Source organism: Allobosea sp. P5_A5 (assembly GCF_056400625.1).
In genome coordinates this window covers 71,546-98,252 of record NZ_JBFUKY010000001.1, presented here as the reverse complement: position 1 = coordinate 98,252, position 26,707 = coordinate 71,546, and the positions used below count along the sequence as shown (strand labels likewise).

General features: G+C 66.2%; 28 protein-coding genes. 12 read left to right on the top strand and 16 right to left on the bottom strand.

What is annotated here, in order from left to right; genetic code table 11:
* The first annotated feature begins 102 nt into the window (after positions 1 to 102).
* Positions 103 to 393 (top strand): YggT family protein, encoded by a 291-nt coding sequence (locus AC1DR6_RS00495; protein WP_476827218.1) that lies wholly within the window; start codon positions 103 to 105, stop codon positions 391 to 393.
* Between the two features lie 108 nt (positions 394 to 501).
* Entirely contained in the window at positions 502 to 2,097 is a 1,596-nt protein-coding gene (locus AC1DR6_RS00490) for a gamma-glutamyltransferase (protein WP_476827217.1), read from the top strand.
* A gap of 83 nt (positions 2,098 to 2,180) precedes the next feature.
* On the opposite strand, the gene AC1DR6_RS00485 is transcribed toward AC1DR6_RS00490, so the two are convergent.
* Both AC1DR6_RS00485 and AC1DR6_RS00480 read right to left on the bottom strand, forming a co-directional pair.
* The gene (locus AC1DR6_RS00485) at positions 2,181 to 3,767 is read right to left on the bottom strand and encodes an ABC transporter substrate-binding protein (RefSeq protein ID WP_476827216.1); all 1,587 of its coding nucleotides are present in this window, start codon (positions 3,765 to 3,767) and stop codon (positions 2,181 to 2,183) included.
* A 57-nt stretch (positions 3,768 to 3,824) separates the two neighbouring features.
* Entirely contained in the window at positions 3,825 to 5,321 is a 1,497-nt protein-coding gene (locus AC1DR6_RS00480) for an amidase (protein WP_476827215.1), read from the bottom strand.
* A gap of 131 nt (positions 5,322 to 5,452) precedes the next feature.
* Here AC1DR6_RS00480 and AC1DR6_RS00475 point away from each other — a divergent pair, with 131 nt between their 5' ends.
* Both AC1DR6_RS00475 and AC1DR6_RS00470 read left to right on the top strand, forming a co-directional pair.
* A complete protein-coding gene (locus AC1DR6_RS00475) occupies positions 5,453 to 5,785 on the top strand; it encodes a DUF167 family protein (protein ID WP_476827214.1) in 333 nt (110 codons plus the stop codon).
* Between the two features lie 31 nt (positions 5,786 to 5,816).
* Positions 5,817 to 6,515 carry a carbonic anhydrase gene (locus tag AC1DR6_RS00470; protein ID WP_476827213.1) on the top strand — a complete coding sequence of 233 codons (699 nt, stop codon included), beginning with the start codon at positions 5,817 to 5,819 and terminating at the stop codon, positions 6,513 to 6,515.
* Positions 6,516 to 6,632: 117 nt separating this feature from the next.
* On the opposite strand, the gene AC1DR6_RS00465 is transcribed toward AC1DR6_RS00470, so the two are convergent.
* On the bottom strand, positions 6,633 to 7,562 hold the full coding sequence (locus AC1DR6_RS00465) for a site-specific tyrosine recombinase XerD (RefSeq protein ID WP_476827212.1): 930 nt from the start codon (positions 7,560 to 7,562) through the stop codon (positions 6,633 to 6,635).
* Positions 7,559 to 7,705 carry a histidine kinase gene (locus AC1DR6_RS00460; RefSeq protein WP_476827211.1) on the bottom strand — a complete coding sequence of 49 codons (147 nt, stop codon included), beginning with the start codon at positions 7,703 to 7,705 and terminating at the stop codon, positions 7,559 to 7,561. Before AC1DR6_RS00460 ends, AC1DR6_RS00465 begins: the two co-directional genes overlap by 4 nt.
* Positions 7,706 to 7,898: 193 nt before the next feature.
* Here AC1DR6_RS00460 and AC1DR6_RS00455 point away from each other — a divergent pair, with 193 nt between their 5' ends.
* Together AC1DR6_RS00455 and aroB are read left to right on the top strand one after the other, a co-directional pair.
* A complete protein-coding gene (locus AC1DR6_RS00455; RefSeq protein WP_476827210.1) occupies positions 7,899 to 8,489 on the top strand; it encodes a shikimate kinase in 591 nt (196 codons plus the stop codon).
* On the top strand, positions 8,489 to 9,643 hold the full coding sequence (gene aroB, locus AC1DR6_RS00450; RefSeq protein WP_476827209.1) for a 3-dehydroquinate synthase: 1,155 nt from the start codon (positions 8,489 to 8,491) through the stop codon (positions 9,641 to 9,643). The genes AC1DR6_RS00455 and aroB overlap by 1 nt, the downstream gene beginning before the upstream one ends.
* 20 nt (positions 9,644 to 9,663) lie before the next feature.
* On the opposite strand, the gene AC1DR6_RS00445 is transcribed toward aroB, so the two are convergent.
* From AC1DR6_RS00445 to AC1DR6_RS00400, 10 genes are all read right to left on the bottom strand, one after another.
* A complete protein-coding gene (locus AC1DR6_RS00445; RefSeq protein ID WP_476827208.1) occupies positions 9,664 to 10,434 on the bottom strand; it encodes an EAL domain-containing protein in 771 nt (256 codons plus the stop codon).
* Between the two features lie 96 nt (positions 10,435 to 10,530).
* Entirely contained in the window at positions 10,531 to 11,637 is a 1,107-nt protein-coding gene (locus AC1DR6_RS00440; protein WP_476827207.1) for a calcium:cation antiporter, read from the bottom strand.
* Positions 11,638 to 11,782: 145 nt separating this feature from the next.
* Positions 11,783 to 13,597: a glucan ABC transporter ATP-binding protein/ permease gene (locus AC1DR6_RS00435; RefSeq protein ID WP_476827206.1), complete on the bottom strand. Its 1,815-nt coding sequence runs from the start codon at positions 13,595 to 13,597 to the stop codon at positions 11,783 to 11,785.
* A 116-nt stretch (positions 13,598 to 13,713) separates the two neighbouring features.
* The gene (locus tag AC1DR6_RS00430; protein ID WP_476827205.1) at positions 13,714 to 13,923 is read right to left on the bottom strand and encodes a hypothetical protein; all 210 of its coding nucleotides are present in this window, start codon (positions 13,921 to 13,923) and stop codon (positions 13,714 to 13,716) included.
* 99 nt (positions 13,924 to 14,022) lie between these two features.
* Entirely contained in the window at positions 14,023 to 15,036 is a 1,014-nt protein-coding gene (locus AC1DR6_RS00425) for a WD40 repeat domain-containing protein (RefSeq protein WP_476827204.1), read from the bottom strand.
* A 160-nt stretch (positions 15,037 to 15,196) separates the two neighbouring features.
* Positions 15,197 to 16,159: a CobW family GTP-binding protein gene (locus tag AC1DR6_RS00420; RefSeq protein WP_476827203.1), complete on the bottom strand. Its 963-nt coding sequence runs from the start codon at positions 16,157 to 16,159 to the stop codon at positions 15,197 to 15,199.
* Between the two features lie 53 nt (positions 16,160 to 16,212).
* Positions 16,213 to 17,139 carry a metal ABC transporter substrate-binding protein gene (locus tag AC1DR6_RS00415; RefSeq protein ID WP_476827202.1) on the bottom strand — a complete coding sequence of 309 codons (927 nt, stop codon included), beginning with the start codon at positions 17,137 to 17,139 and terminating at the stop codon, positions 16,213 to 16,215.
* A gap of 37 nt (positions 17,140 to 17,176) precedes the next feature.
* Positions 17,177 to 18,052, bottom strand: a complete 876-nt coding sequence (locus AC1DR6_RS00410; RefSeq protein WP_476827201.1) for a metal ABC transporter permease — start codon at positions 18,050 to 18,052, stop codon at positions 17,177 to 17,179.
* A gap of 151 nt (positions 18,053 to 18,203) precedes the next feature.
* Entirely contained in the window at positions 18,204 to 18,935 is a 732-nt protein-coding gene (gene aztA / locus AC1DR6_RS00405) for a zinc ABC transporter ATP-binding protein AztA (protein ID WP_476827200.1), read from the bottom strand.
* A 12-nt stretch (positions 18,936 to 18,947) separates the two neighbouring features.
* A complete protein-coding gene (locus tag AC1DR6_RS00400) occupies positions 18,948 to 19,094 on the bottom strand; it encodes a hypothetical protein (RefSeq protein ID WP_476827199.1) in 147 nt (48 codons plus the stop codon).
* A 105-nt stretch (positions 19,095 to 19,199) separates the two neighbouring features.
* On the opposite strand from AC1DR6_RS00400, the gene AC1DR6_RS00395 reads away from it, so the two are divergent.
* The gene (locus AC1DR6_RS00395; RefSeq protein WP_476827198.1) at positions 19,200 to 19,919 is read left to right on the top strand and encodes a hypothetical protein; all 720 of its coding nucleotides are present in this window, start codon (positions 19,200 to 19,202) and stop codon (positions 19,917 to 19,919) included.
* On the opposite strand, the gene AC1DR6_RS00390 is transcribed toward AC1DR6_RS00395, so the two are convergent.
* Positions 19,916 to 21,550, bottom strand: coding sequence for an OpgD/OpgG family glucan biosynthesis protein (locus tag AC1DR6_RS00390; protein WP_476827197.1), 1,635 nt, complete (start codon positions 21,548 to 21,550; stop codon positions 19,916 to 19,918). The two genes, AC1DR6_RS00395 and AC1DR6_RS00390, sit on opposite strands and share 4 nt — an antisense overlap.
* A gap of 166 nt (positions 21,551 to 21,716) precedes the next feature.
* Positions 21,717 to 21,956, bottom strand: coding sequence for a hypothetical protein (locus AC1DR6_RS00385; protein ID WP_476827196.1), 240 nt, complete (start codon positions 21,954 to 21,956; stop codon positions 21,717 to 21,719).
* A gap of 151 nt (positions 21,957 to 22,107) precedes the next feature.
* On the opposite strand from AC1DR6_RS00385, the gene AC1DR6_RS00380 reads away from it, so the two are divergent.
* The 5 genes from AC1DR6_RS00380 to AC1DR6_RS00360 all read left to right on the top strand — a co-directional run bounded on the left by AC1DR6_RS00380 (position 22,108) and on the right by AC1DR6_RS00360 (position 26,643).
* Complete coding sequence (locus AC1DR6_RS00380; protein WP_476827195.1) at positions 22,108 to 23,697, top strand: gamma-glutamyltransferase family protein; 1,590 nt, start codon at positions 22,108 to 22,110, stop codon at positions 23,695 to 23,697.
* Between the two features lie 4 nt (positions 23,698 to 23,701).
* Positions 23,702 to 24,898, top strand: coding sequence for an amidase (locus tag AC1DR6_RS00375; RefSeq protein WP_476827194.1), 1,197 nt, complete (start codon positions 23,702 to 23,704; stop codon positions 24,896 to 24,898).
* 98 nt (positions 24,899 to 24,996) lie between these two features.
* Positions 24,997 to 25,623: a nitrile hydratase subunit alpha gene (nthA, locus tag AC1DR6_RS00370; protein WP_476827193.1), complete on the top strand. Its 627-nt coding sequence runs from the start codon at positions 24,997 to 24,999 to the stop codon at positions 25,621 to 25,623.
* Entirely contained in the window at positions 25,620 to 26,279 is a 660-nt protein-coding gene (gene nthB / locus AC1DR6_RS00365) for a nitrile hydratase subunit beta (protein ID WP_476827781.1), read from the top strand. The genes nthA and nthB overlap by 4 nt, the downstream gene beginning before the upstream one ends.
* Positions 26,266 to 26,643 carry a nitrile hydratase accessory protein gene (locus tag AC1DR6_RS00360; RefSeq protein ID WP_476827192.1) on the top strand — a complete coding sequence of 126 codons (378 nt, stop codon included), beginning with the start codon at positions 26,266 to 26,268 and terminating at the stop codon, positions 26,641 to 26,643. The genes nthB and AC1DR6_RS00360 overlap by 14 nt, the downstream gene beginning before the upstream one ends.
* The last annotated feature ends 64 nt before the right edge of the window (positions 26,644 to 26,707 follow it).

The following is a 26,707-nucleotide window of genomic DNA, read 5'->3' as shown; positions in this document are numbered from 1 at the left end:
TTCTAGGCCGTGCGTCGCGTGGATGTCAATCGGGTCCGTCGCCTCTTTCGACGCGAGCCGCGATATTGCGCGTCCCTGGCGACCGGCCCAAAAGGAAATCCGATGCGTTCCGTTCTCGACGTAGTTCTGCTCGCCTTGCAGATCTATGTGTGGATCCTGATCGTTTCGGCGATTCTGAGCTGGCTGATCGCCTTCAACGTCATCAACACGCGCAACCAGTTCGTCTCCACGGTCTGGGACATGATCTACCGGCTGACCGAGCCGGCCCTGCGGCCCATCCGACAGCGGCTCCCCAATCTCGGCGGCATCGACATCTCGCCGATCATTCTGCTGCTGATCATTTATTTCATCCAGAGCGTGATCCTCCGCTACATCTACCCCAACGTTTTCTAAAACAGACGCGCCCTGCGCGGGAAGCGCGCCGGGCAGCGTCCGCGCGCATTCGACCTTGCCGGACACGACAGGCAGTATGGCCTCCGAAACCTCTCGGAGACGCCGTTCATGTTCGCGCCCACCACGCCCTATCGCAGCCAGAACTGGGCCCTGACCAAGCCGGCCGCGCGCGGTCGCCGCGGCATCGTCGTGTCGCAAAGCCGCGAGGCGGCTGAGGCCGGAACGGCGATCCTCGAAGCCGGCGGCAACGCGGCGGACGCAGCCGTCGCCGCCTGCTTCGCGCTGGCCGCGCTAGAGCCCTGGAACAGCGGGCTTGGCGGCATCGGCTTTGCTATCGTGCTGAAGGCCGGCGAAACACAGGCGCAGGTCTTGGATTTCGGACCCATCGCTCCGCACCGGGCCGACCCCGCCGACTACCCCTTGACCGGGGAGATGAAAAACGACCTCTTCACCTGGCCGGAGGTCGTCGGCGATCGCAACATCCACGGCCCGCTCTCCTTCGTGACGCCCTCCTCCGTCGCCGGCTATGCCAAGCTGAAGGAGGCGTTCGGATCGAACCTGCCGCTGAGGGATTTGATGGCGCCAGCCATCGCCCTGGCCAAGCGAGGCCTACCGGCCGACTGGTACACGACGCTGAAGATCGCATCCTCAGCCGCCGTGCTGCGGCTTTATCAAGAGAGCGCGCGGATTTATCTGCCTAACGGCTTACCGCCGGTACCGCCCTATCAGGGCTCGCCCGGGTTCATGGTGCTCGGCCAACTCGGGGGCACGCTGGAACGGCTGGCTCAGGCCGGGCTGGACGATTTCTATCGCGGCGACATCGCCCGGCAGCTCGCGGCAGATATCGCGGCAGTCGGCGGGGTCGTCGATGCGCAGGATCTGGCGAATTGCCGGGCGGAGCTTCGGCCGGCACCGACCATCGACTGGCGCGGCACCCACCTGATACACACCGCCGGCGGGTTGACGGCCGCGCCGACGCTTGAAGCTGTCGTCGACGGCATGGCTGAGGCGCCGGTCGACGGGGATGGGCCTTCGCCCGCCTGGTTCGCACAATTGTCGCGCGTGATGCGGCAGGCCTATCGCGACCGGCTCGAAGGACTGGGTGCCGCGACCGCAGCCAAGGAGCCCGGCGACACCTGCACGACCCATCTCACCGTGGTCGATGGCGAAGGCACGCTCGTCACGGTCACCACGACCCTGCTCTCCTCGATGGGCAGCCGCGTCGTGCTGCCCTCGACCGGCGTCCTGATGAACAACGGCATGATGTGGTTCGATCCGCGCCCCGGCAGCGCCAACGCGATCGCGCCCGGCGCTCGCCCGCTCTGCAACATGTGCCCGGTCATCGCGACGCCGAAGGATGGCGGCTGGCCGCGTCTCGCGGCGGGAGCGTCGGGCGGCCGGCGCATCCTCGCCAGCGTTTACCAGACCCTGGCCTGGCAGCTGGATTTCGGCATGGACACAGAAAAGACCGCGCACCAGCCGCGCATCGACGTCTCCGGACCGGACAGCGCCAGCGCCAACCTGACGCTGCCGCCCGAAACCATCGCCGCCTTGCAGGATGCCGGCCCGACGACGCTGGTCGAGCATTCCGTCCTGCCGATCAATTTCGCCTGCCCGAACTTCATCCGCGTCGATCGCGAGGGCGCGGAGGGCTCCAGCGATGCCGCCTCGCCTTGGTCGGCGGCGGTGGCGGCGACGCGTTGACCGATGTCGAACGGCCCGGCTGATCGCCGGGCCGTCATTCTCGGGCTTGTCGCCGGGGCGAAGCAGGGGCAGAGGGTCTGCGATCAGCCGCGCTTCACGCCCCATGGGTAGGGTACCGATCCCGCCAGCATCCCCGTGATGCTCTTGCGATAGGCGGTGCGGCTCAGGAACTGGCCGAGCGGGATCGTCGCCACCTCTTCCATCGCCAGGCGATTGAGCTCCTTGGCCTTCTCCTTCTGCGTCGCCTCGTCGGGAGCGTAGAGCCAGGCCTCGGCCAGCTCCTCCGCCTTGTCGCTCTTCCACCAGCCGAACCAGCCCTTTTCGCCCTGGCCGCGGATGATCGTCGACTGGGCCGGGTCCCCCCAGCTGATCGCGGAGCCGGTGGTGTGGAAGATGCTCCAGCCGCCCTTCTCGACGGATTCGCGGCTGCTGCGACGCTGCACGACTGTGCCCCAATCGCTCGCCGCCATCTCGACATTCATGCCGAGCTGCTTGAGCAATTCGAACGTCACCTCGCCGAGCGGGCCGATATCCGGGAAGTCGGTCGGGCTGATGATGACGACCTTCTCGCCCTTGTAGCCGGACTCCTTCAACGCTGCCTTCGCCTTGTCGAGGCTCTGCGGCATCAGATCTTCCATCTCGCCGCTATAATAGGGCGTTCCCCGGAACCACAGGCTGCGGCAGGTCTGCCAGAGCGAGGTGTCGTCGCCCTGCGTCGCGCGCATGTAGTCTTCCTGCTTCACCGCCATCCGAACGGCCGCACGCACCTTCGGATTGTTGAACGGGGCCTGGAGATGGTTGAGGCGCATGATCGCGCCCCGCCCCGACTTGTCGATGACCTCCTGCTTGATGTCCTGGCTGCCGGCCAGCATCGGCTGCAGATCGGCGAGCGGACGCTCCCACCAGTCGATCTCGCCCGTCGTCAGGGCGGCGGCGGCAGTTGCGGGGTCAGGCAGAATGGTCCATTCGATACGCCTGAAATGCGCGACCTTGCCGCCGGCATTCCGGCTAGGCGGCTCGGCACGCGGCTTGTAGCCGTCGAATTTCTCGTAGGCGACGCGGCTGCCGGAGACATAATCGGCTGCGACGAATTTATACGGTCCCGAGCCCATCATCTCGGTGACCTGCGTGTTGGCGTCGGTCTTGGCGAGACGCTCGGGCATCATCACCGGCGGCTGATCGGTCTTGGCCAGGCACTCCAGCAGCCGCGGGAAGGGCTGCTTGAGCTTGATCTCGATGGTGCGGTCGTCGGCCGCGCCGAAGCTCTCGGTGGCCCGGCCCAGAAGCTGCCCGTAAGAGTCGCGCTGGGTCCAGCGCTTGATGCTGGCCGCGCAATCGGCCGCCTTCACCGGCGTGCCGTCATGGAAGGTCAGCCCCTCGCGCAGCTTGATGCGCCAGGTCTTGCCGTCGGCCGAAACCTCGTGCCCCTCGGCCATCTGCGGCTGGGGTTTCAGGTTCTCGTCAGCCCCGTAGAGCATATCGAAGATGTAATAGGCGTGGTTGTTGGTCACCGTCGCGGTCGTCCAGATCGGATCGAGCGCGGAGAGGTTGGCCTGCGGCGCGAACTTCATCAGCGTGGCCGAGGCCTGCTGCGCGGCCGCCATCTGCGGCAGCAGCGGGCCTGCGGCACCGAGCGCGGCCGCCCCCATCAGGAATTCACGACGTCTCATCTGGCTTCTCCCCGTTATCGTTGGTCGTTGGTGGTTTTCAGCAGCTTCGCAGATCGATCAGTCGAAGCCCAGGAAGTTCGGGCTTTCGCTGATCGGCCGCGCCTTCATCAGCCCGGCGATGTCCGGCACCGGCCGGGCCGTCAGCGGGTCGCCCGCGAGAACAGCCTCCAGCGCCGCCGCGACCGCCAGCACCTTGGCGTCGCCGCCGCGCGGCCCGACGATCTGAAGCCCGAAGGGCATCCCGTTGCGATCCAGCCCGACCGGCAGCGAGATCGCCGGATGCCCGACGATCGTCACCGCATAGGCCATGGCGAGCCAGTGAAAGTAAGTCCGCGTCGGCTTGCCGTCGATCTGCGCCGGATAAAGTTCGCTCCAGGGACGCGGGCTCAACGTGATCGCCGGCGCGAGGATGACATCGTAACCGGCTGCGAAGAAATCCTGCCAGTGCTGATAGATCACCGTCTGCTTCTTCATCGCCCGCGTCACGTCGAGGGCGGAGTAGCCGAGCCCTTCCTCGACGTTGGCGCGGACGTTCGGGCCGACCTGCTCGGGCGTGTCACGGACCCGCTCGTGATGTCCGGCGAGGAACGCCACCGCGCGCAGGATCTCGAAGACCTCATCGGTCCCTTCGCAATTAGGCGTCGCCTCCTCGGCCGCATGGAACAGTTGCGAAAACGCGCCGACCTTGTCGGAGAAGGTCTCGCGGATCAGTTTTTCGGTCGGCGCGAAGCCGAAATCGGGCGTGATCGCCACCTTGAGCGAAGCGAGATCGATCGCCTCCGGCCTCGCGAAATCCTCCGCCCGGCGCACCGTCTTTCCGTGGATGGTCGTCGCCAGCGGGTCCGACGCATCGTCGGAGACCATGGTCGAGAGCAGCAGGCAGAGATCCGGCACATTGCGCGCCATCGGCCCCAGCACGGGAAGAGGCGACCAGCCGATCGCGCGCTTGTCGCTCGGCACCAGCCCCGGGCTCGGCCGGAAGCCGACGATTCCGTTGAACGCAGCCGGGTTGCGCAGGGAACCGCCGGTGTCGGAACCGGTCGCCAGCGGCACCATATTGGTCGCCAGCACCACGCCAGAGCCGCCCGACGAGCCGGCCGCGCTCTTGCTCGGGTCGAACGGATTTCCCGTGACGCCGTAGACGGAGTTGCGGGTGTTGGCGCCGGCGCCCCATTCCGGCGTATTGGTCTTGCCGGCGATGATCGCGCCGGCCTTGCGCACGGAGGCGACAATGAGCTGGTCTTCCGTTGGCACGAAATCGCGATAAAGCGGGCTGCCATAGGTGGTGCGCAGGCCCTTGACGTTCTCCAGATCCTTGATGCCGATCGGCAGGCCGTGCAGGGCACCGAGCGCGTCGCCCCGGGCCGTCGCCTCGTCGGCCGCGGCCGCAGCCTTGCGGGCCGCCTCATCGTCGCGGGCCACCATGGCGTTCACCGCCGGATCGACCGCATCCATCCGGCGGATGCAGCTTTCGAGCAGTTCGCGGGCCGAGAGTTTCTTCGTGCCGATCAGGGCGCGGGCGGTCGTGGCGGTGAGATCGCAGGGTTCGGTCAAGGCTTCGCTCCATTGCGCCCGTGCCCCAGCAAACGCTATGCCGGGCCGGCCGAACCGCAGCCTAGGAAAAAGGCGGGCGCCATGTCCATGACAGATGAACGCATGGCCGATCCCCGAAGCGGCATGGCGCGATGACGCTCCCCGCAAATGCGTTCTGGCGCGAGACCGGCGACGGGGTGCTGATCGCGGTGCGCCTGACCCCGCGCGGCGGCCGTGATAGCCTCGAAGGCAGTGAGACGCTCGCCGATGGTCGTATCGTCTTGAAAGCTCGCGTGCGCGTCGCACCGACGGAGGGCGAGGCGAATACGGCCCTGATCGCCCTGCTGGCGGCGACGCTTGCGCTGCCCCGCTCCCGGCTCCGCATCGCTTCGGGCGCAACAATGCGGCTGAAAACCATCGCCGTGCAGGGCGAGCCCGCCGATATCGTTCCTCGCCTGATGGCTCTTCAACCGAAGCGCGCTTGACGACATCCGCCGTTTCCTGTTCGAGAAGCACATGGACAAGCTTGCGCACACGTTTCCGCAGCGCCTGACGGAGGGCTACAGCTCCTTCCTCGACGATCGTTTCGTCCGCGAAAAGGACCGTTACGAAGAACTCGGCGAGAACGGCCAGACCCCGAAGATCATGCTGATCGGCTGTTGCGATTCACGCGTCTCGCCGGAGGTCATCTTCGATGCGCGGCCGGGCGAGATGTTCGTCGCCCGCAACATCGCCAATCTGATCCCGATCTATCAGCCAGACGACCAGCTCCACGGCACCTCGGCGGCGCTGGAATATGCCGTGCAGGCGCTCAAGGTCGAACACATCGTCATCCTCGGCCATGGCCGCTGCGGCGGCATTCGCGCCTTTGCCGACGACAGCCAGACCGCGCTCTCGCCAGGCGACTTCATCGGCAAGTGGATCACGCTGATCGGCCCGGCCGCCCAGCGTACCGGCGGGCGCGGGCGCAACGAGAGCTTCGACGACTACCTGCACCGGCTGGAGCTGGCCTCGATCCAGCAATCGCTGGACAACCTGCGCACCTTCCCATGCGTGAAGATTCTCGAGGACAAGGGCCGGCTCCATCTGCACGGTGCCTTCTTCGCCGTGCACACCGGCGTGCTGATGATCCTCGACCCCGTAACGGGCCAGTTCATCCCCGCCGTCGGCGACATGCCCAAGCGCGTCCAGCAGATCCGCTGCGTCGAAGGCTGAGCGCTCCCGTCATTGCGAGCGCAGCGAAGCAATCCAGGAAGACTGGGTAAAACGCTGTGTCCGGTCTTCCTGGATTGCTTCGTCGCTGATGCTCCTCGCAATGACGGGGCAGGCGTATCACTCCCCGTCCGACAGCGGGTGCAGGTCGCGCACCATGCTCTTCAGCCGTTCGTCGAGGATGTGGGTGTAGATCTGCGTCGTCGCGATGTCGGCATGCCCCAGCAGCTCCTGCACCACCCTGAGATCGGCGCCGTTCTGCAGCAGATGGCTGGCGAAGGCGTGGCGCAGCACATGCGGGCTGAGTGAGGCCGCCGACATCCCGGCCGCTCCGCCCAGCACTTTGAGGTCGCGAGCGAAAGCCTGACGGGTGAGATGCCCGCTTTCGCCATCGGACGGGAACAGCCAGCGGCTCTCCGCCTGCCCGGCTTCGCGCAAGGCCTCCAGCCAATCCCGTGCCGCGCTCCGCGCGGCCTCGTTCAAGGGCACGAGCCGCTCCTTGTCGCCCTTGCCGCGCACGATCAGGAAGCGCTCCCGCGTCGTCGCGGCCGAAAGCGGCAGAGCGATCAGCTCGGAAACGCGAAGGCCCGTCGCGTAGAGCATCTCGACAAGGCAGCGCATCCGCAGCGCCTTCAGCCGTGCGGCCGGAGTCAGGCCATCGCGCTCGCAGCCCTCCCGCGCCACCGCCAACAGGCGGTCGACCGAGCCGACCGAAACCACCTTCGGCAACGGGCGGCCCTGTCGCGGCCCCTGGATCGCGGCGGCTGGATCGTTCGGGCTCAAGCCCTCGGTGTAGAGGAAACGGTGGAACTGCCGAACGGCCGATAGTCGCCGCGCCGCCGACGAAGCCTTGAGCCCACGCGCGGCAACATCGGCGAGCCAACCGCGGATGTCGTTGGCGCTCACCGCCTCGAGCGCCGTCCCCGCGATGAAGCCGAGATAGTCGTCAATGTCGCGCTCATAGGCATCGAGCGTGTTGCGGGCTGCGCCGCGCTCGGCGGCCAGCATGTCGAGAAAGGCATTGAGCCTTTGCCGCGATAGCCGGCTCATTTCGGCAGCAGTTTGGCCGGCGGTACGATCTCGATGATCTCGCGCGGCTCGGGCTTCACGAAGGCGACGAGCGCCAGCATCCCGCCGAAGACGAGCCCCGCGATGACGGCGATGACGAACAGGAAGCGGAACAGCGTCGGCACGTCTGGCGAGTATCCCCTGCCGCCGCTGCACTCTGCGGCACGCTGCCTTTTATCCCGGCGTCCGGAGGGCGCGGCAAGGGCCGCAGCGACACAGCCTCCCCCAAACCGCGTCCCGCGCCGAAATCCGGTGATGACGAAGGCATGACGGCAGGGCAGGCGCATGCTACATCGCCGCGAAACACGAAACGCCACGATGACCGCTGCCGCCCTCTCAGTTCCTGACACCGCCGATCTGCGCGGCGCGCTTGGCCGGCGCGCGCTCGTGCTCGTCGGCATGATGGGGTCGGGTAAGAGTTCGGTCGGGCGCCGGCTCGCCACCCGCCTCGGCCTGACCTTCATCGATGCCGATGTCGAGATCGAGACCGCCGCCGGCATGTCGATCCCGGAGATCTTCGCTCAGCGCGGCGAGGCCGAGTTCCGCGATGGCGAGCGCCGCGTCATCGCCCGCATCCTGGCGACGCAGCCCACATTGGTGCTGGCGACCGGCGGCGGCGCCTTCATGAACGCCGAAACCCGCCAGCGCGTGAAGGACCTCGCCGTCTCGATCTGGCTGAAGGCCGAGCCGGACGTACTGATGCGCCGCGTGCGCAAGCGCTCGAACCGCCCGCTGCTGCAGACAGCGGACCCGGAAGGCACGCTGCGCGCGATGCTGGCCCAGCGCGAACCGGTCTACGCACTGGCCGATCTCACCATCGAGTCGCGTGACGTGCCGCATGATTCGGTCGTCGACGACATCGTCTCGGCACTGGAGCGCCACCTCGGCGATGGCGGAGTGACCTTCTGATGAACACCGGTTCCGCTGGCGCCTCGCCGGAACGCATCACCGTGCCCGTGGCTCTGGAGGGTCGCGCCTACGACATCCATATCGGGCGCGATCGGCTGGACGAGGCCGCGCAGCTCGTCGCAAGCATTGCGCCGGGCGCGCGCGCCGCCATCGTCACCGACGACACGGTGGCTGGCCTTTATGCTGGCCGGCTCGAAGCCCGTCTCGCGGAAGCGGGCATCGCCGCCACCCGCATCACCATCCCGCCGGGCGAAGCCTCGAAATCCTACGCCCGCTTCGCCATGCTTTGCGACGCGCTGCTGGACGCCAAGATCGAGCGCAACGATCTCGTCATCGCGCTCGGCGGTGGCGTCGTAGGCGATCTCGCGGGCTTTGCCGCTTCGGTGCTGCGGCGCGGCGTCCGCCTCGTTCAGATTCCGACGACGCTGCTGGCTCAGGTCGATTCGTCGGTCGGCGGCAAGACCGGCATCAACTCGCCCCACGGCAAGAACCTCGTCGGCGCCTTCCATCAGCCGGTGCTGGTCGTCGCCGACACTGCCTTGCTCGACACGCTGAGCCAGCGCGAGTTCAAGGCCGGCTATGCCGAAGTGGTGAAATACGGCCTGATCGACGACCCCGCCTTCTTCGACTGGTGCGAGGCGAATTGGAGCCGGGTGATCGCGGGGGGGCCGGAGCGAGACCATGCGGTCGCCGTCGCCTGCCGGGCCAAGGCCGCGATCGTGACACGCGACGAGCGCGAGGACGGCGACCGCGCGTTGCTCAACCTCGGCCATACCTTTGCCCACGCGCTGGAACGGCTGACCCGGTACGATTCGAGCCGGCTGGTGCATGGCGAGGCGGTCGCGATCGGGCTGGCACTCGCCTTCCGCTTCTCGCAGCGGCTCGGGCTTTGCTCCGGTCAGGATGCGCTGCGCGTCACGCGCCATCTCGACCATGTCGGTCTGCCGACCCGCATTCAACAGGTGCCCGGTGGCGTTGGCCCTGCAGCCGAAATCGTCGCCGCCATGGCGCAGGATAAAAAGGTGAAGCGCGGCGCGCTCACCTTCATCCTCGCGCGTGGGATCGGGCAGAGTTTCATCGCCCACGGGGTCGCGACCGAGGAGGTGACGGCGTTCATCGAGGCGGAGTTGGCGGAGGAGGCCCCGGCGCGCTGACCGGACGGCGCCGGTCTGCTTCAGGACGCCGAGCCCGAACCCTGCCGATAGGCTGCGGACGGCGTGGCCAACGCTTCGAATGCGGGCCGCGCCAGGAAATAGCCCTGCATCAGATTCACGCCGATATCGCGCAGCGCTTCGAATTCGCCGGCTGTCTCGATCCCCTCGCAGAGCGGGGTGACGCCCAGATCGTCGAGCATCACGACCAGATGTTTCACGATCTTGCGTTTGGCTTCATCGGTGTCGATGCCGCGGATCAGAGCCATGTCGATCTTGACGATATCCGGCTGAAAGGCGGCCAGCAGAGCCAAACCGGCATGTCCCGCCCCGAAATCGTCGATCGCCGTTCGAAACCCGATCTCGCGATAGGCTCGCAGGATGTTGAACAGATGGGCGGTGTCGAGTTCCTCGCCTTCGGTGAACTCGAAGATGATTTTCGCGGCAGGGAACTGGGCGCGGCTCGCCGCCGCCAGCGTTTGGCGAATGCAGGCGCGCGGTTCGTAGACGGCGTTGGGCATGAAATTGATGGAAAGACCGACATCGCTGACCGGATCGAAGAGCTCCGAGGCCAGCTCGATAGCCTTGACCCGACATTGCTGGTCAAAGGCATAGCGGTTGTCGGCATCGACCGACGCCAGCACGGAAGCGGCGCCCTCGCCAGCCGTTCCCCGCACCAGTGCCTCATGCGCGAACACCCGGTTCGTGGAGACATCGATGATCGGCTGAAAGGCCATGGTGAACGGCAGCGCGAAATGCTCGCCGTTTCGGCACTGAAGACAGGTCTTGACCATACGCTGCTTTCCAAAGCCCCCCAATCGGCAATACCCGCGATTGATAAAAAGACCTTGCTCGTTTGCGGTACGGTAGCGGACCCTGGTGGATATCCTTCAGGGGCTGAACACCAGCACCACGAAGACGAAGAAGACCGCCAGATGCACGGCGCCTTCCAGCATCGTGGTGCGCGTGCCCGTGAAGGTCAGCGTCGAGAGCAGCAGCGTCATCGCCGCGATCACCATGTTGGTCGCCGAAAGGCCCAACACCACCGCTTGCCCGGTAAACACTCCGATCAGCAGGATCGCAGGCACGGTCATGCCGAGCGTCGAGGCCGCCGCGCCCAGGCACAGATTGACGGCGCGCTGCAGCTGGTTGCCGTTGATCGCGCGCAGCGCCGCGATGCATTCCGGCGTGAACACCACCATCGCGATCAGGATGCCGCCAAGCGCCGGCGGTGCGCCAAGCTTGGCAATGCCGAAATCGAGCACCGCGGCGAGGCTCTTGGACAGGATCACGATCGGCAGGATGTTGGCCAGCAGCAGGCCGAGATGCGGCAGCATCGAGCCGGTGGAAGACGGCTTGTCAGTGTTATCGTGCGGGGCAGCGGCGACCTTCCCGCCCTCCGGCTCCGGCTCGTGGAAGAAGGCGCGATGGCGCCCGGTCTGGAGGATGAGGAAGGCGCCATACAATGCGACGGTGAAGATCGAAAAGGCGATGGCCTGGAAGGGCGTCAGCGTGCCGTCGGTGGTCGAGGTCGTGAAGTTCGGCAAAAACAGCGGGATCACGGTCAGCGGAATGATCACCGCCAGATAGGACGACGCACCCTTGAGGTTGTAGCGCTGCTGGAAATGCCGCAGGCCGCCCAGCAGCAGGCCGATGCCGACCACGCCGTTGAGCACGATCATCAGCACCGCGAACATCGTATCACGGCCGAGCGTCGGCGCTCCCTTGGCACCCAGCATCACCGCGCCGACCAGCGCGACCTCGATGATCACGATCGACAGCGTCAGGATCAGCGTGCCGTAGGGCTCCCCCAACCGTTCCGCCAGATCCTCCGCCTCGTGCACGACGCCGAAGGCGGCCCAGATGATGACGCCGAGCAGCCAGCCGAAGACCAGCAGCGACGGCAACGGCGCGCCCAATTGGCCGAGCAGCGTGTCGCCGAACATCAGGAAAATGGCAACGGAAGCCCATGCACAGGCAAGGCGGAGTATCATCATCACGCGGTCAGACTCGTTATTTTGGCGGACGGTAAAAGCGAAACCTCCATAAGCGGGAAAGGTGCCCGCAGCGCAACGCCGAGATCGCGTAACGCCGGAGATCGCCCAACCCCGGAGATCACCTCTCCCTGCGACCGTCCGCCGCTCAGGCCGGGCTGATCTTCTGCGCCAGCGGGCTGGCCTCGGCCGCCGCAAGCGGTGCCGGCTTGTCGCTGACGAGATACTGCGCCCGCGCCAGCGCTTCGAAACGCCCGCCCTTGGCCACCAGTTCGTCGAAAGTGCCCATCTCCTCGACCTGGCCCTGCTCGAACACCAGAATGCGGTCGGCGTTGCGGATCGTGGCGAGCCGATGGGCGATGACGAAGGTGGTGCGATCCTTCATCACCTCATCCAGTGCCTTTTGCAGCTTGACCTCGGTGGCGGCATCGAGCGCCGATGTCGCCTCGTCCAGGATCAGGATCGGCGGGTTCTTGAGCAGCGCGCGCGCGATCGAGAGCCGCTGGCGCTCGCCGCCCGACAGCGTCCGCCCGCGCTCGCCGACGAGCGTGTCGAGGCCGTCGGTCTGGCGCGCCATGACTTCGCTCGCCTGCGCACGCTCGAGCGCCGCCATCATCTCCGCATCCGTCGCGTCCGGCTTGCCGACGAGCAGGTTCTCGCGGATCGAACGCGCGAACAGCATCGGCTCCTGAAAGACGACGCCGATATTGCGCCGAAGCGACAGCAGCGAGATCTCGCGGATGTCGCTGCCATCGACGGTAATCCGACCCGATTGCGGATCGAAGGCGCGGTGTAGCAGGCCGAGCGTCGTCGATTTGCCGGAGCCGGTCGAGCCGACGACGGCGATGGTCTCGCCCGGCTTGACCGCGAAGGAGACGTCCCGCACCGCCGAGCGCTTGCCGTCATAGGAGAACGTCACGTCCTCGAACGCCACGGCGCCTTCGAGGCGCCCGGCATCGCGGGCATCGGCCGGGTCGCGCACGGTCGGCAACGTATCGAGCACCTCGAAGAAATCTCGCATCTTCGGGCCCTGCATGAAGATGAAGTTCACGAAGGAGACGATCTGCTCGAGACGCCCGACCAGCATGGTGGCAAAGCCCATGAAGGTGACGATCTCGCCGACGGTGGTCTGGCCCTGCATCAAAAGCCAGGTGCCGACGACGAAGATCGAGAGGACCGTCAGCGTCGCCGAGGCCCGCGTCGCCACCGTCGCCACCGCCCACCAGAACAGCACCGGCAGTTGCGCGTCGAGCAGGCTCCGGATCGTGCTGTGCAGCCCGCGCACCTCGGCCTCGATGCGGGTGAAGCTCTGGATCACCGGCACGTTGCCGAGCGCGTCCGACGCCCGTTCGGCCAGGTTCGAATGATAGGCCTCGACATTGCCCTGCAACTGGTCGGTCTTGCGCAGCACAAAGGCCGTCAGCGTGCCAAAAAGCAGCACGAGGAAGATCAGCAGCAAGCCGAGCTGCCAGTTCTTCCACAGCGTGAACGGCAACAGCACGAACAGCGCGACGATCGAGGCGCAATGCTCGCGGAAGAACGAGAGCCACAGCGCCCACATCGCATTCGTGCCGTCGAGCATCACCTTGAGCACGCGCCCGGAATGGGTCTGCGTGTGATAGGCCAGCGGCAACGTCAGCGCGTGCTCGAAATACCGCGCCATCATCGCCAGCCGCGAGCGATGCGCGAGCTTGTCGGCCTGCAGCGCGACGAAGACGCCGACGATGATATTGGCAAGACCGAAGCAGACCCAGGCGAAGATCAGCAGGTTGACGCTGCTCCACGTCAAAGGGCCGCCGGATGACTGGATCGTCGTCAGGCGGTCGATCAGCGTGCCGAACAGCAGCGGCTCGGCAAAGGCCACGCCCGCGAGGACGACGTTGGCGAGACCGAGCACGACGCCGAGGCAACGCTCGGGACCGAGTTCCGACAAGACGCGGGTATAGAGCGAGAACAGCGACATCGCCGATGAGCTTTAGCCGAATGGAAGCGCCCCGCAAGCGGCAGCGTTCGACAGGCCTGGATTGCGTTGCTGCGCTCGTAATGACGATAAATATCCGCACGCGATCGAAGCCGCGTTCAGCGTTCGCCGAGCACCTCCGCCAACCCCGTCTCGGTCACGTCGGCCATCGCCATCGCCAGCTTGTAGGCTTTCGTCTTCTCGCCGGGCTTCATCACGAGAATGACCGTTTCGCTGCCGGGGCAGGCCGGATCGGCGCAGATGATCTCGTTGACGGCCACGGCAGCCTGCTCCGGCAAGTCGAGCAGCCGCCTTGTACCGGCTTTCAAGCGTTCCGCGGCCGCTTTAAGGGCGGCTTTCGCTTCGGACTGGGCGTCATCGCCCGCTCGCGCCTCGTTCCGGCCAAAGAGCCCGAGGCGCATCGCCGCTCAGGCCGCCGGCAGCGTCAGCACGCCGGCCGCGCCATCCTCAGCGCCGAAAGCAAGCCGCTTGCCGGTCTTGTCCCAGGCGAAGGCGGTGATGCCGCTGCCGCGCAGCGCCGGCCGCACCAGCAGCTCCGATCCGTCCGTCAGCCGCACCATCAAAATGCAGCCATCGTCGTAGCCGATCGCCAGCACCAGAGCCCGGGGATGGAACGCGACGCGGGTGACGCGGGCATGGCGCACGCCGCATTCGCGTGGCGCCTTGCCCTGCGGCCCGTCCCCCTGGAACGGCCAGACGATCGCGCCGTCTGCTCCGCTCGAGGCCAGCCACAACCCGTCATGCGACCATGACAGCGAGCGCGGCTTGGCCGGGTAGCCGGTCATCCGCATATGAGCGGCCTTGTCGCCAAGCTTCCAGCCATGCAGGGCGTTTTCCTGCATCGAGGTGACGACGAAGCGGCCGTCCGGCGACCAGGCGGCGTCGAGATGCGAGCCCTTCCAGTCCAGGAATTCCGGCTTGGCCTCGGTGTTGGGATACCAGAGCGAGACGCCGTTCATCTGCGCGATGGCGAGACGGTAGCCCTTTGGCGCGAAGACCAGGCCCTGCGGCGTGCTGGCGGTCTCCAGCGTACGGACGCGCCCCTTGTCGTCGCGAGCCTGCACAGTCTTGCCTGTATTCCAGGCGAGGTTGCCGGCGGGCGAAAGGGTAATCGCGTCGATCCAGCGTCGCTTCGGGTCCTTGGCCAGTTCCTCCGGCGCGCCCTCCATCCGGGTCGCGACGACGCGGCCATCGTCACCGCCGGTGATCAACCGCTCGCCGTCGCCCGTCGCGCAGAGAATACCGCCGGCATGGGCCTCGAGCGTCTCGGTCTCGCCGTCGCGCCAGCGCAGCACCTGGCCCTCGGCCAGCGCCATGACGAGCCCCTGCTGCAGCCAGCGTGCGGCGACGACATGCGTCCCGGCTTCGATCGGGACGACATGTTCGCGCAGCGAGACGGAAGGTGCTGGGGTGGTGTTCATGCAGGGCGGTCTAGCGCAGGTTGGAGAACGAGGGAACGCTGGCTGCCGTCATTCTCGAGGCGGCGCGCCGTGCCGACCCGAGAATCTCGTCGTACGGAGGGTTGCCGAGCCTCATCCGGCTGGAGATGCTCGGGCCAGGCGCGAGCATGACGGCTGGAGATCAGGCCGCGCAGGCCTCGAAGCCCCGGCGCAACTCGGGCTCGTTCAGGTCGCGCCCGATGAAGACCAACCGGCTGGAGCGCGTTTCGTCCGCCTTCCAGTCGCGCTGAAGATCGCCATCCAGGATCATGTGCACGCCCTGGAAGACGAAGCGGCGCGGCTCGTTCTTGAAGGCCAGAATGCCCTTGGAGCGCAGGATGCTCGGCCCCTGAACCTGGGTGATCTCGTTGATCCAGGGCATGAACTTCTCCGGATCGACATCACCGGGGATGGTGAAAGACACCGAGCGCACATCGTCGGAATGGTGATGATGATGGCCCGATTCGAGGAAATCCGGCTCGATATCGAGGATGCGGTCGAGATCGAAGGCGTTGCGGTCGAGCAGCGTCGCGATGTCGACATTGCAGCGCTGCGCCTTCTGCAGCTTGGCATAGGGGTTGATCGCGCGGATCGCGGCCTCGACCTCGGCAAGCTCCTCGGCCGAAACGAGATCGGTCTTGTTGAGGATGATCACGTCGGCGAAGGCGATCTGGTTTTTCGCCTCCGGCGCGTCCTTCAGCCGGTCCTTGAGCCATTTCGCGTCAGTCACGGTGACGACAGCGTCGAGGCGGGTGGCATCGCCGACATCCTGATCGACAAAGAAGGTCTGCGCGACGGGCGCCGGATCAGCCAGACCAGTGGTCTCGACGATGATCGCGTCGAACTTGCCCTTTCGCTTCATCAGCCCGTCGAGAATGCGGATCAGGTCCCCGCGCACGGTGCAGCAGATGCAACCGTTGTTCATTTCGAAGACCTCTTCGTCGGCTCCGACGACGAGGTCCCCGTCGATTCCCGCCTCGCCGAACTCGTTGACGATGACGGCGAACTTCTTGCCGTGCTTTTCGGTGAGGATGCGGTTCAGCAGCGTGGTCTTGCCGGCGCCCAGATAACCGGTGAGCACCGTGACGGGAATCTTGTCGGACATAGCGACTACCTTGGGGTCTACCTGATGACGGATGGCGAGGACGAAACCGGCGGTCAGGCCGGGCCGGCGGCGAGCGCCTTCTCGATCTCGCTTATATTGTGCTTCATCATGTCGATGTAAGTCCCCGCCGGACCCGAGGCCTCGGAGAGCGCGTCGGAATAGAGCGTGCCGCCGATCTTCGCGCCGCCTTCCTTGGCGATCTGCTCGATCAGGCGCGGATTGGTGACGTTCTCGAGGAACACCGCCGGGACCTTCTGCGCCTTGATCTGGCGAATGATGCGCGCGACGTCCTTCGCCGAGGCTTCCGACTCGGTCGAGACGCCCTGCGGCGCGATGAATTCGACGCCATAGGCCTTCATGAAATACCCGAAGGCGTCATGGGTGGTGATGGCCTTGCGCCGATCGGCGGGAATGCGCGCGACAGCGGCCTTCACCTCTCCCTCGACCACGTCGAGCCTGGCGAGATAGGCCGTGGCGTTGGCATCATAAATCGCCTTGCCGGCAGGGTCGGCCTCCGAGAGCGCGTCGCGGATGTCGGCGACATAGACGCGGGCGTTGGCGATGCTCTGCCAGGCATGCGGGTCGTCATGGCCATGATCATGACCATGCCCGCCCTGCTCTTCCGCAGCCTCGATCGGCTTGATGCCCTTGGTTGCGGTGACGAGCGGCGCCTTGGTACCGGAGGACTTGATCAGGCGCGGCAACCAGCCTTCGAGATGCAGCCCGTTGATGACCACGAGCTTGGCCGCGGCGAGCGCTTTCGCATCGGTAGGTGTCGGCGAATAAACATGCGCGTCGCCGTTGGGCCCGACGAGCGAGGTCACGCTGACGCGGTCGCCGCCGACCTGCTTCACGAAATCGGCCAGAACCGAAAAGCTTGCCACCACCGGGAGCTTCTCCTGCGCGAAGCTTGCGCCCGGGATGGCGGCGACAACGAGCCCGGCCAGCATCGAGGCGGCCACGGTACGACGGTTAAACATGCAGAAGCTCCGCGCGAAATGAAACGATATAACGTTTCTATCTCTGGAGATGTGTCCGGATCAAGGCGCGTCGTGCAAGTCCGCCCTGCGAACCGAACATCAGCGACAAAATGTAGAGCGCGCCGGCAGCCAGGATGACAGCCGGCCCCGCCGGCAGGCTGTTACCGGCGGCATAGGACACCACCAGCCCGGCATAACCGGACACGATGCCGAAGCCGGTGGCGAGCAGGAGCAGCCGCGTGATGTCCGCCGTCCAGAACCGGGCCGCCGCCGCCGGCAGCATCATCATGCCCACCGCCAGCAGCGTCCCCAGCGCGTTGAACCCGGCGACGAGGTTGAGCACGACCAGCGCCAGAAAGGTCAGGTGGACGAAGCCGCCCGAACGGCTGACGGAGCGCAGGAACCCGGGATCGACGCATTCCATCACCAGCGGGCGGTAGAGCGCGGCGAGCGTCGTGAGCGAGATCGTCGTGACGCCGGCCAGCAGGACCAGCACATCGTCGTCGAGCGCCAGCACATTGCCGAAGAGAACATGCAGCAGGTCGATCGCCGAGCCACGCAGCGAAACGATGGTCACGCCGAGCGCCAGCGAGATCAGGTAGAACGCCGCGAGCGAGGCATCCTCCTTCAGGACGGTGGCGCGCGCGACGGCGCCGGCAAGCAGCGCGACAGTAAACCCGGCCACAAGCCCGCCAAAGGTCATGGCCGGCAACGAGAACCCCGCGACGAGATACCCCAAAGCCGCGCCTGGCAGGATGGCATGCGCCATGGCATCGCCGGTCAGGCTCATGCGCCGCAGCATCAGGAACACCCCGATCGGGCCGCCGCCCACGGCCAACGCGACGACGCCGACCAGCGCACGCCGCATGAAATCGAACTCGGCGAAGGGGCCGACGAAGGTGTCGTAGAGCATGGACCCAGCTATCCGGCGGTCGACCGCAAGGCCGTCATTGCGAGAAGCGAAGCGACGAAGCAATCCAGAAAGACTGGGCTGAACCTCACACCCAGTTCCTCTGGATTGCTTCGCTGCGCTCGCAATGACGAGTGACGGGGCCAATGAACATTCACGCCGCGTCGCGGTGGCAGGGCTCGGCATGGCGGTCGAAGGTCTCGACCATGCGCCGCGCCTTGAGCAGATTTTCCGCTGTGAGCACCTCGGCCGTCTGGCCCCAGGCGACGGCTTCGCGCGCCAGCAGCAACGTTCGCGGAAAGGCCTGACGCACGGTCTCGATGTCGTGGAGCACGGCGACGACGGTACGGCGCTCGCCATGCCAGCGCTGCACCAGCGCCAGAAGATCGGCCGTGGTGCGCGCATCTATCGCGGTGAAGGGCTCGTCGAGCAGAATGATCTCTGCGTCCTGCAGCAGAAGTCGCGCGAACAGCACGCGCTGCATCTGGCCGCCGGATAGCGTCCCGATCGGCCGCCGCTCGAAGCCGGTCAGCCCGACCGCAGCGATGGCCTCGGCGATGCGGCGGGCGGCGTCGCGCCCGATGCGCCCGAAAATGCCGGCTCGGTTCCACAGCCCCATCGCAACGAGGTCGTAGACATGGATCGGGAAGGAGCGGTCGAGATCGGCCGATTGCGGCAGATAGGCGAAGCGCTTGCCCTTGCCGAGCGCGACCTTGCCGGACAAGGGCGCAAGCGTGCCGGTGATGCCCTTGAGCAGCGTCGACTTGCCGGCACCGTTGGGCCCGACGATCGCGGTGAGGCTCCCCTCCTCGATTGTGCCGGACAGGTGATGGACGGCCGGATGCCGGTCATATCCAAGCGTCACATCGGAAAAGAGGATCGACATCTCAGCGGAACCTCAGGCGATCACGGCAAGAGTCGCCGCCCAGACGAGCGCGATCACGACCGCCGCAAGCCCGATCCGCGCCACGGCCGACAAGCGCAGCAGCGACCAGCCCGCTGTGTCCGGAACGGCATGATGGTGGTCGTGAGGGGCTACGATCATTGCTGGATGATATAGTGTTACAGCGGGCCTGACAACACCGGAGCAGGTTTACAATGCTGTCCGATGTACCTTATTTGTTCTCGCGGATCCCGGGGGAGCTTGTTGATGTCGTTACCGGTCTTGGCCATCACCGTCGCGACCTTGAGGGTGGTGCCTCGCATTTTCCGGCGCCACACCTGGGCGACCCTTGCGGCCTTCGCCTGCAGCTTTCCGTTCGAATATCGAGACTCCCTCGCCCAGCTCGCCGGTGAGGAAGGCACCTTCGGTGAAATTCTTGAAAACTGGCTCGCGACGATGGCAAGCCTCGCCATCCAGCTGCCGCTGACGCTGATCGCGATCAGAGAAGCCGCAACCCATCAGATCGCGAGCCTCGACCTTCGCTGGCCACCCTCGGAAGCGACGTTGCGCTATGCGGCCTGCTCGGCTCTTGTCCTGACCGCATCGATGCTGATCGGCAAGATCGATGGCGCCTCGGGCGCGACCGTCCTGGCCAGGTTTGCCTTGCAACTGTTGCTGGGCTGGTTCGTTCTGCGATCGACGCTCGCCTTCACCGCCCTGGCACTGGGTCGCCACGACCTGGGTTTCGCGCTCTCGATCAGGTGGCTGTCCGGGCAGACCCTGCGGCTATTCGGAATCCTGGCATTACCAGTCGCCGCCATCTGGCTTCCGGCCGCAGTAGTCGGATGTCTGGCGATATCCTTACTGAATATCGGTGATGCCCGAATAACCGCCGCTGCCTTGGTGACGGTCCAATTCGTGATAAACCTGACCATCGTCATCGCTGGCGCCCATATCTATCGCTCGGTCGAAGGCGGTTCGCTTTAGAACGACTGGTACTGGTACATCCAGGTTTCGGTCAGCACCGTCTCGGCCGCCTTGAGATAGCAGCGCATCTCGACAGGCTCGCCACCCTCGACCGAGAGGTCGAACTGTGCCCGCCAATGGCCCGCCACATCGTCAGGCACGGCCTCCGCGAAGACGTAGGAAAACGTACCCCGCGAACTCCACAGCACCACCTCCGGCTTCACGCCGAACGGGATTTTCTCAAGGGCGGGCCCGAGGAACTCGACCATGAACTTGCGCACGCCGCGCGGGCGCACCGTGCCGGGCTGGCCGCCATTGCCGAGCCGTGTCGCGACGACACGGCCGAGTTGGGTAGGGTAGGGTTCGTCGGCGAGCCAGTGCAGCTTGTAGGCGAACTCATAGGCGTTGCCGGCCTTCGCAGGCGCCTGCGGCACCCATGTCGCGACGATATTGTCGTGGATCTCGTCGTCGGTCGGGATCTCGATCAGCTGGACCGCGCCCTTGCCCCAGTCGCCAACCGGCTCGACCCAGGCGCTCGGCCGGCGCTCATAGAACACGCCGTCGAGATAGTGGTCGACCTGCCGGTCGCGCTGCATCAGTCCGAAGCCGCGCGGGTTCTCGTCGCCGAAGGCCGACGCCGTGGTACGCGGCGGATTGTTGAGCGGTCGCCAGGCGCGCTCGCCGGCCCCGGTCCAGAGCGCGAGACCATCGGAATCATGCACCTCGGGGCGCCAGTCGACCGCGGTCGGCTTCGCCGTCTCGGAATACCAGTACATCGAGGTCAGCGGCGCGATGCAGAGCCGGTCGACATCCCGGCGCAGATGCAGCGCGGTCTCGATCTCCATAGTGACGCCCTTGCCGCGATGCATCCGGAAGCGATAAGCGCCAGCGACGCTCGGCCCCGACAACAGCGCGTTGACCACCACATATTCCGCGCCGGGCTCGGGCGTCTCGAGCCAGACATGGGTGAAGTCGGGGAATTCTTCGGGCTTGCCGGCGACGGCGGGATCGATCGCGAGCCCGCGCGCCGAGAGCCCGTATTGATAAAGCTCCCCGATCGCCCGGAAATACGATGCGCCGAGGAAGGCAACCCAGTCGTTCTTCTTCCAGTCGAGCGTTTCGCCCTTGCGGCCGGGATGCCCCGTGCGGCTCTCCTGAAAGCGGAAGCCGGCGAAGCCCGCCCCGGTCGGCAACTGCTTGGCGGGCGAATCCGCCGGCATTTCGAAATAGCTGTCGTCGTAGAGGATCTCTCGCGCCTGCCCGCCATCGACGACATGCATCCGCACCGGCTTCTGAAAGTAGCGTCCGAGATGGAAGAACGTCACCGGCCAGGCGGACGGGCCGTTCGCCCACAGCGCCATCTCCGGCTTGAACCTGATCTTGCCGTGAGCGTCGTAGTCGATCCGCTGCAGGATCTCGGGGCTCGGCGACTGTGGCGCCTCATAAGGTACCGCCGCCATCTGCTTGGCGCGGGCCTTCAAGGCCTCGAAGGTGAAGTCCTGCGCCTGGCCGAGCTTCAGCCCCTGCTGCGCCAGCGCCTGCGAGGAAAAACCCAATGCCGCAAGCGTCGCGGTCGCGCCGGCGCTCGCCAGCAAGGTGCGGCGGTCGAGAAGAGGCTGAATGTGGCTGTCCGGCCCGGTGCTGTCTGGCATGTCGATCCCGGTTCGCAGGTGGAAAGTCGAAGCTCGCGCCAGCCCAGCCGGACGGCAAGGGTCCGCATGAGCCTGTCCCCAGATAGTCAGGCGATCATGGCGAAACCAGCCCATCCATCGGGCGCGGGCAAGACGCCTGCGTCGTCGCCCGCTTCCAGACGGGGCCTCAGTCGACGGTGGTCAGATGCTCGATCTTCAAGACGCGGCGCATCAGGTTGACCATGCCGTAGGCAGCAAAGACCGAGAACACCGCCATCGTAATGTATTCGAAGATCGTGCCGAGCTCCAACCAGCCAGCGAGTGCCCAGCCGGCCGCGAGCGCGACCCCAAACAGCTCGACGGCGATCAGGATGCCGAGCGAGATCACGATGGTCAGGCTGCGCCAATTGGTGTGCCGTCCGGCCATGTTCGTCCTTCTTTCGATTGTCCGTGCGCCCATGCCGCGCACGGGATGCATGCCAGCCACCTAGCGGAGGCCGCCGCTCCATGCAACAAAATCGCGGCTTTCGCTGGTCTGCCGACCAGATGGGGCGCCATCCTGAGATTGCAAAGATCCGATGCTCGATACGCCTGTCTTCGGCGCGGCCGCCGTCGCTGCCCCTCACTCCCTTGCCTCCGAGGCCGGCCGGGCGATCCTGGCGGAGGGCGGCAATGCGATCGAGGCCATGGTCGCGATGGCGGCGACGATCGCGGTCGTCTACCCGCATATGAACGGCATCGGCGGCGATGGTTTCTGGCTGGTGCAGGAACCCGGCGGCAAGATGCACGGCATTTCGGCGTGCGGCCCGGCCGGCTCGCTCGCCACCATCGAGCGCTATCGCCGGCAGGGCTACGACACCATTCCCGAACGCGGGCCGGATGCGGCGCTCACGGTCGCCGGTGCGGTCGGCGGCTGGAGCCTCGCTCTGGAGCTGTCCAGATCGCTCGGTGGCCGGATGCCTTTGCGCGAATTGCTGCTCGATGCGATCCATCAGGCACGAGACGGCTACGCGGTATCGGCTTCCGAATTGCGCAACCGGCCGCACGAGCTGGAGGCTCTGAAAGCCGCGCCAGGGTTCCTCCAAACCTTCTGGACGGACGGAAAGCCGCCGCAACCCGGCACCCGCCGAAAGCCCATCGCGCTCTCGGACACGCTTCGGCAACTGGCCGATGCCGGGCTCGACGACTTCTACCGTGGCGATGTCGGCCGCGAGATCGCCGCCGATCTGGAGCGCATCGGCGCGCCCATCACCCGCACCGACCTGAGACGCTATGAAGCGCGCAGCGTCGTGCCGCTGTCGCTGAGCCTGCCGGGACTGACGGTGTTCAACCTGCCGCCCCCGACCCAGGGGCTGGCCTCGCTGCTGATCCTCGGACTATTCGAGCGACTGGGCGAGGCCAAGCTCGACTCATTCGCCCATCACCACGGGCTGATCGAGGCGACGAAGCGGGCGCTCGCGCTGCGCGACCTGCATGTCACGGACCCGGCCCATGCCGACATCACGCCGGCCGAACTGCTCAGCGAAACCGCGCTTGCCCGCGAAGCCGCGAAGATCGACCCGAAGCGCGCAGCGCGCTGGCCACTGAAGCAAAGCCATGGCGACACTGTCTGGATGGGTGCCATCGACGCAAAGGGCCTCGCTGTCTCCTATATCCAGTCGGTCTATTGGGAATACGGCTCCGGCTGCGTGCTGCCGGCGACGGGCATCCATTGGCAGAACCGCGGCGCCTCCTTCTCGCTGGACAAGGCTGCGACCAATCCCCTGCAGCCGGACCGCAAGCCCTTTCACACGCTGAACCCGGCCCTCGCCCGCTTCAAGGACGGGCGCGTGCTCGCCTATGGCGCGATGGGCGGGGATGGCCAGCCGCAGTTCCAGGCGCAGCTTTTGACGCGCTATCGCCTGGGGCAGAACCTCGCCACGGCGGTCGATGCGCCGCGCTGGCTTTTCGGCCGCACCTGGGGCTCGGCCTCGACCGCGTTGAAATTCGAGAATCGCTTCGATCCCGGCCTGCTGGAACGGCTCGACGCCGCGGGCCATCCTGTGGAAGAAGTCGGAGAAGCCTATTCGGAGGGTTTCGGCCATGCCGGCATGCTGGTGAAGCATCCGCGCGGCCAGGTCGAAGCCGTTCACGACCCGCGCTCAGACGGGGATTCGAGAGGGATCTGACACGATGACCTATGATGACCCGTTCCGTTGCTTCATTCCCTATCCGGATGCGACCGTGAAGCATGAGCCTGAAGGGCCGCTTGCCGGGCTGACCCTGGCGGTGAAGGACCTGTTCGATGTCAAGGGATACCCGACCGGGGCCGGCTCGCCGATCGTGCTGGCGCAATCCGGGATTAAGACCAAGACCGCGCCGATCGTGAAGGATCTGCTGAACGCAGGCGCCCGCTTCATCGGCAAGACACATACCGACGAGCTGGCCTTTTCACTGAACGGCAAGAACGCCCATTTCGGCTCGCCGATCAATCCGGCGGCGCCGTCGCGCATCACCGGCGGTTCCTCCTGCGGCTCGATGGCGGCGGTGGCCGGGCGCCTCGCCGACATCGCGCTTGGCTCCGACACCGGCGGCTCGGTGCGCGCGCCGGCGAGCTATGGCGGCCTCTTCGGCATTCGCCCGACCCATGACCGGCTCTCCTTGAAGCGGACCTGGCCATTGGCGGAAAGTCTGGACACGCCGGGCTGGTTCACCCGCGACGGCGAAACCTTCGCCCGCGTCGGCGATGTGCTGCTCGGCAAGGACCGGGTCTCGCTCCCTGAGACCCCGCGCCTGCTGCTGGCGGACGACATGTTCGCGCAGGCCGTGCCCGAAGCCGAGACGATCCTGCGCAACGTGGTGCAACGCGCGATGCCAAGCGTCGGCCAGCCGGAAAGCGTCAAGGTCGTGCGCGACATCGACGCGCTTTACTGGGCCTTTCGCTGGGTTCAGGGCCGCGAGGCCTGGGCTGCCGACGGCGCGATGATCGAGCGTTTCGCACCGCCGCTCGGGCCCGGCGTCAAGGAGCGCTTCGCTTTCTCCAAGGCGGTGACGGACGAGGAATACGCCAAGGGCGAGGCAACGCGGAAAACGTTCCGGGCCAGGTTCGCGCGCCTGCTCGGGCAGGATGGCGTGCTGATCCTGCCGACGGTGCCGGACATCGCGCCGCTGATCAGCGCCGAGGAGGCCGAGCTCGAGGATTTCCGCAACCGCGCCCTGCGTCTGCTCTGCCTGTCCGGCCTCTCTGGCTTTCCGCAGGTGACGATTCCGGTCGCGCAGCGGGACGGCGCGCCGCTCGGCCTCTCCCTGATCGGGCCGAAAGGCTCGGACAAGTCGCTCGTCGCGTTCGCCGTCGCGTATGAGCGCGCGGCAAGGGTCAGGATCGCTTGATCCTTGCCGTCTCAGCCCTCATCCTGAGAAGCCCGCAAAGCGGGCGTCTCGAAGGATGAGGGCTGAGTTTCCAAGAAGCAGGTATTGAGGACAAGGGCATGAGCGGGCATCACCACGATCACGACCATACCCACGACAATCGGTTCTCCGCGATCGAGGCGCGGGTCAAGGCGCTCGAGACGCTGATGGTCGAGAAGGGTTATGTCGACCCTGCGGCGCTCGACGCCATCGTCGAGACCTACGAGACCAGGGTCGGGCCCCGCAACGGCGCCCGCATCGTCGCCAAGGCCTGGACCGATCCGGACTTCGCAGAGCGGCTGAAAGCGGACGGCACGGCGGCGGCATCCGAGCTGGGCTATGGCGGTCGCGGCGGCGAGCATATCGTGGCTTGCTTCAACACTCCCCAAGAGCACCACCTGATCGTCTGCACGCTTTGCTCCTGCTATCCTTGGCCGGTGCTCGGCCTGCCCCCGGTCTGGTACAAATCCCCGCCCTATCGCGCCAAGGCAGTGATCGACCCGCGCGGTACGCTCGCCGATTTCGGCGTGACCCTGCCGGAAGGACAGCGCATCCGCGTGTGGGACTCCACCGCCGAGACACGCTTCCTCGTCATTCCGATGCGCCCGGCCGGCACCGAAGGCTGGAGCGAGGAGAAGCTCGCCGGCATCGTCAGCCGCGATTCGATGATCGGCACCGGCCTGCCCCAAGTAGAGGACGCGGCATAAACAGCGCCCACGACCTCGGCGGCCAGATGGCCTTCGGCCCGGTGGTCCCCGAGCCGAACGAGCCGATCTTCCACGCCAGCTGGGAAAAGCGCGTGCTGGCGATCAATGTCGCGGCCGGTGCCCTGGGCGCGTGGACGATCGACGAAATCCGCCACCATCGCGAGAGCCTGCCCCCCGCGCAGTATCTGTCCGCCAGCTATTACGAGATCTGGCTTGCCGCCTTGGACAAGGCGCTGGTGAAGCACGGCTTCCTTTCATCAGTCGAACTGCTCTCGGGCAAACCCGCACCGGAGCGCCGCGAGCCCAAGCGCGTGTTCAACGGCGAGGAAATCCCCGCCGTGCTGCGCCGGGGATTTCCCTATGATCGCGAGGCGAAGGCGCCGGCGCGTTTTGCGATCGGAGACAGTGTCCGCACCATCGTGATGCATCCCCGGCATCACACGCGCCTGCCTCGCTATGCCCGTGGCAAGCAAGGCCTGATCGAGCGCGTCACCGGCTGTCACGTTTTCCCGGATAGCTCGGCGCAAGGGGGTCACAGCGAGGCGCAGTGGCTCTACACCGTCGTCTTCGCGGGGACGGAACTGTGGGGCCGCGACGCCGACCCGACTTCCAGCGTCAGCATCGAGGCCTGGGAGAGCTATCTTGAGCCGGTCTGACATTGATCTGGCAGCCGGCACGCCGATCCCGCGCGATGCGGACGGGCCGGTCTTCGCCGAGCCTTGGCAGGCGCAGGCCTTCGCACTGGTCGTCGCGCTTCAAAACAAGGGCGTCTTCACCGCCGAGGAGTGGGCACAAGCGCTGGGCGCCGAAATCCGCGAGGCGCTGACTGAGGGCGGCTGTCGCGACGGCACCGATTACTACGCACGCTGGTGCGAGGCGCTGGAGCACCTGCTGATCGAGAAGGGCCTTGCTTCGCATGACGGCATCGATGCGCTGGCCGCGTCTTGGGGCCGGGCGGCGGAAGCGACGCCACACGGAACGCCGATCAGGCTGGAAAACGACCCGCTCAGAGCGGCCTGAGCGGTTTTCGTCATTGCGAGCGCAGCGAAGCAATCCAAGGGGACGGGGTCGAGCTGCTTGCCCA

Bases quoted from the DNA above. Each gene is read 5' to 3' on its own strand.
- AC1DR6_RS00465 (WP_476827212.1), bottom strand. From the start codon at position 7,562: ATGAGCCGGCTATCGCGGCAAAGGCTCAATGCCTTTCTCGACATGCTG.
- AC1DR6_RS00455 (WP_476827210.1), top strand. From the start codon at position 7,899: ATGACCGCTGCCGCCCTCTCAGTTCCTGACACCGCCGATCTGCGCGGC.
- AC1DR6_RS00475 (WP_476827214.1), top strand. From the start codon at position 5,453: ATGACGCTCCCCGCAAATGCGTTCTGGCGCGAGACCGGCGACGGGGTG.
- AC1DR6_RS00445 (WP_476827208.1), bottom strand. From the start codon at position 10,434: ATGGTCAAGACCTGTCTTCAGTGCCGAAACGGCGAGCATTTCGCGCTG.
- AC1DR6_RS00415 (WP_476827202.1), bottom strand. From the start codon at position 17,139: ATGTTTAACCGTCGTACCGTGGCCGCCTCGATGCTGGCCGGGCTCGTT.
- AC1DR6_RS00470 (WP_476827213.1), top strand. From the start codon at position 5,817: ATGGACAAGCTTGCGCACACGTTTCCGCAGCGCCTGACGGAGGGCTAC.
- AC1DR6_RS00380 (WP_476827195.1), top strand. From the start codon at position 22,108: ATGCTCGATACGCCTGTCTTCGGCGCGGCCGCCGTCGCTGCCCCTCAC.
- AC1DR6_RS00440 (WP_476827207.1), bottom strand. From the start codon at position 11,637: ATGATGATACTCCGCCTTGCCTGTGCATGGGCTTCCGTTGCCATTTTC.
- AC1DR6_RS00395 (WP_476827198.1), top strand. From the start codon at position 19,200: ATGTCGTTACCGGTCTTGGCCATCACCGTCGCGACCTTGAGGGTGGTG.
- AC1DR6_RS00495 (WP_476827218.1), top strand. From the start codon at position 103: ATGCGTTCCGTTCTCGACGTAGTTCTGCTCGCCTTGCAGATCTATGTG.
- nthA (WP_476827193.1), top strand. From the start codon at position 24,997: ATGAGCGGGCATCACCACGATCACGACCATACCCACGACAATCGGTTC.
- AC1DR6_RS00390 (WP_476827197.1), bottom strand. From the start codon at position 21,550: ATGCCAGACAGCACCGGGCCGGACAGCCACATTCAGCCTCTTCTCGAC.
- AC1DR6_RS00485 (WP_476827216.1), bottom strand. From the start codon at position 3,767: ATGAGACGTCGTGAATTCCTGATGGGGGCGGCCGCGCTCGGTGCCGCA.
- AC1DR6_RS00375 (WP_476827194.1), top strand. From the start codon at position 23,702: ATGACCTATGATGACCCGTTCCGTTGCTTCATTCCCTATCCGGATGCG.
- aztA (WP_476827200.1), bottom strand. From the start codon at position 18,935: ATGTCGATCCTCTTTTCCGATGTGACGCTTGGATATGACCGGCATCCG.
- AC1DR6_RS00420 (WP_476827203.1), bottom strand. From the start codon at position 16,159: ATGTCCGACAAGATTCCCGTCACGGTGCTCACCGGTTATCTGGGCGCC.
- AC1DR6_RS00435 (WP_476827206.1), bottom strand. From the start codon at position 13,597: ATGTCGCTGTTCTCGCTCTATACCCGCGTCTTGTCGGAACTCGGTCCC.
- AC1DR6_RS00385 (WP_476827196.1), bottom strand. From the start codon at position 21,956: ATGGCCGGACGGCACACCAATTGGCGCAGCCTGACCATCGTGATCTCG.
- AC1DR6_RS00410 (WP_476827201.1), bottom strand. From the start codon at position 18,052: ATGCTCTACGACACCTTCGTCGGCCCCTTCGCCGAGTTCGATTTCATG.
- AC1DR6_RS00425 (WP_476827204.1), bottom strand. From the start codon at position 15,036: ATGAACACCACCCCAGCACCTTCCGTCTCGCTGCGCGAACATGTCGTC.
- aroB (WP_476827209.1), top strand. From the start codon at position 8,489: ATGAACACCGGTTCCGCTGGCGCCTCGCCGGAACGCATCACCGTGCCC.
- AC1DR6_RS00490 (WP_476827217.1), top strand. From the start codon at position 502: ATGTTCGCGCCCACCACGCCCTATCGCAGCCAGAACTGGGCCCTGACC.
- AC1DR6_RS00400 (WP_476827199.1), bottom strand. From the start codon at position 19,094: ATGATCGTAGCCCCTCACGACCACCATCATGCCGTTCCGGACACAGCG.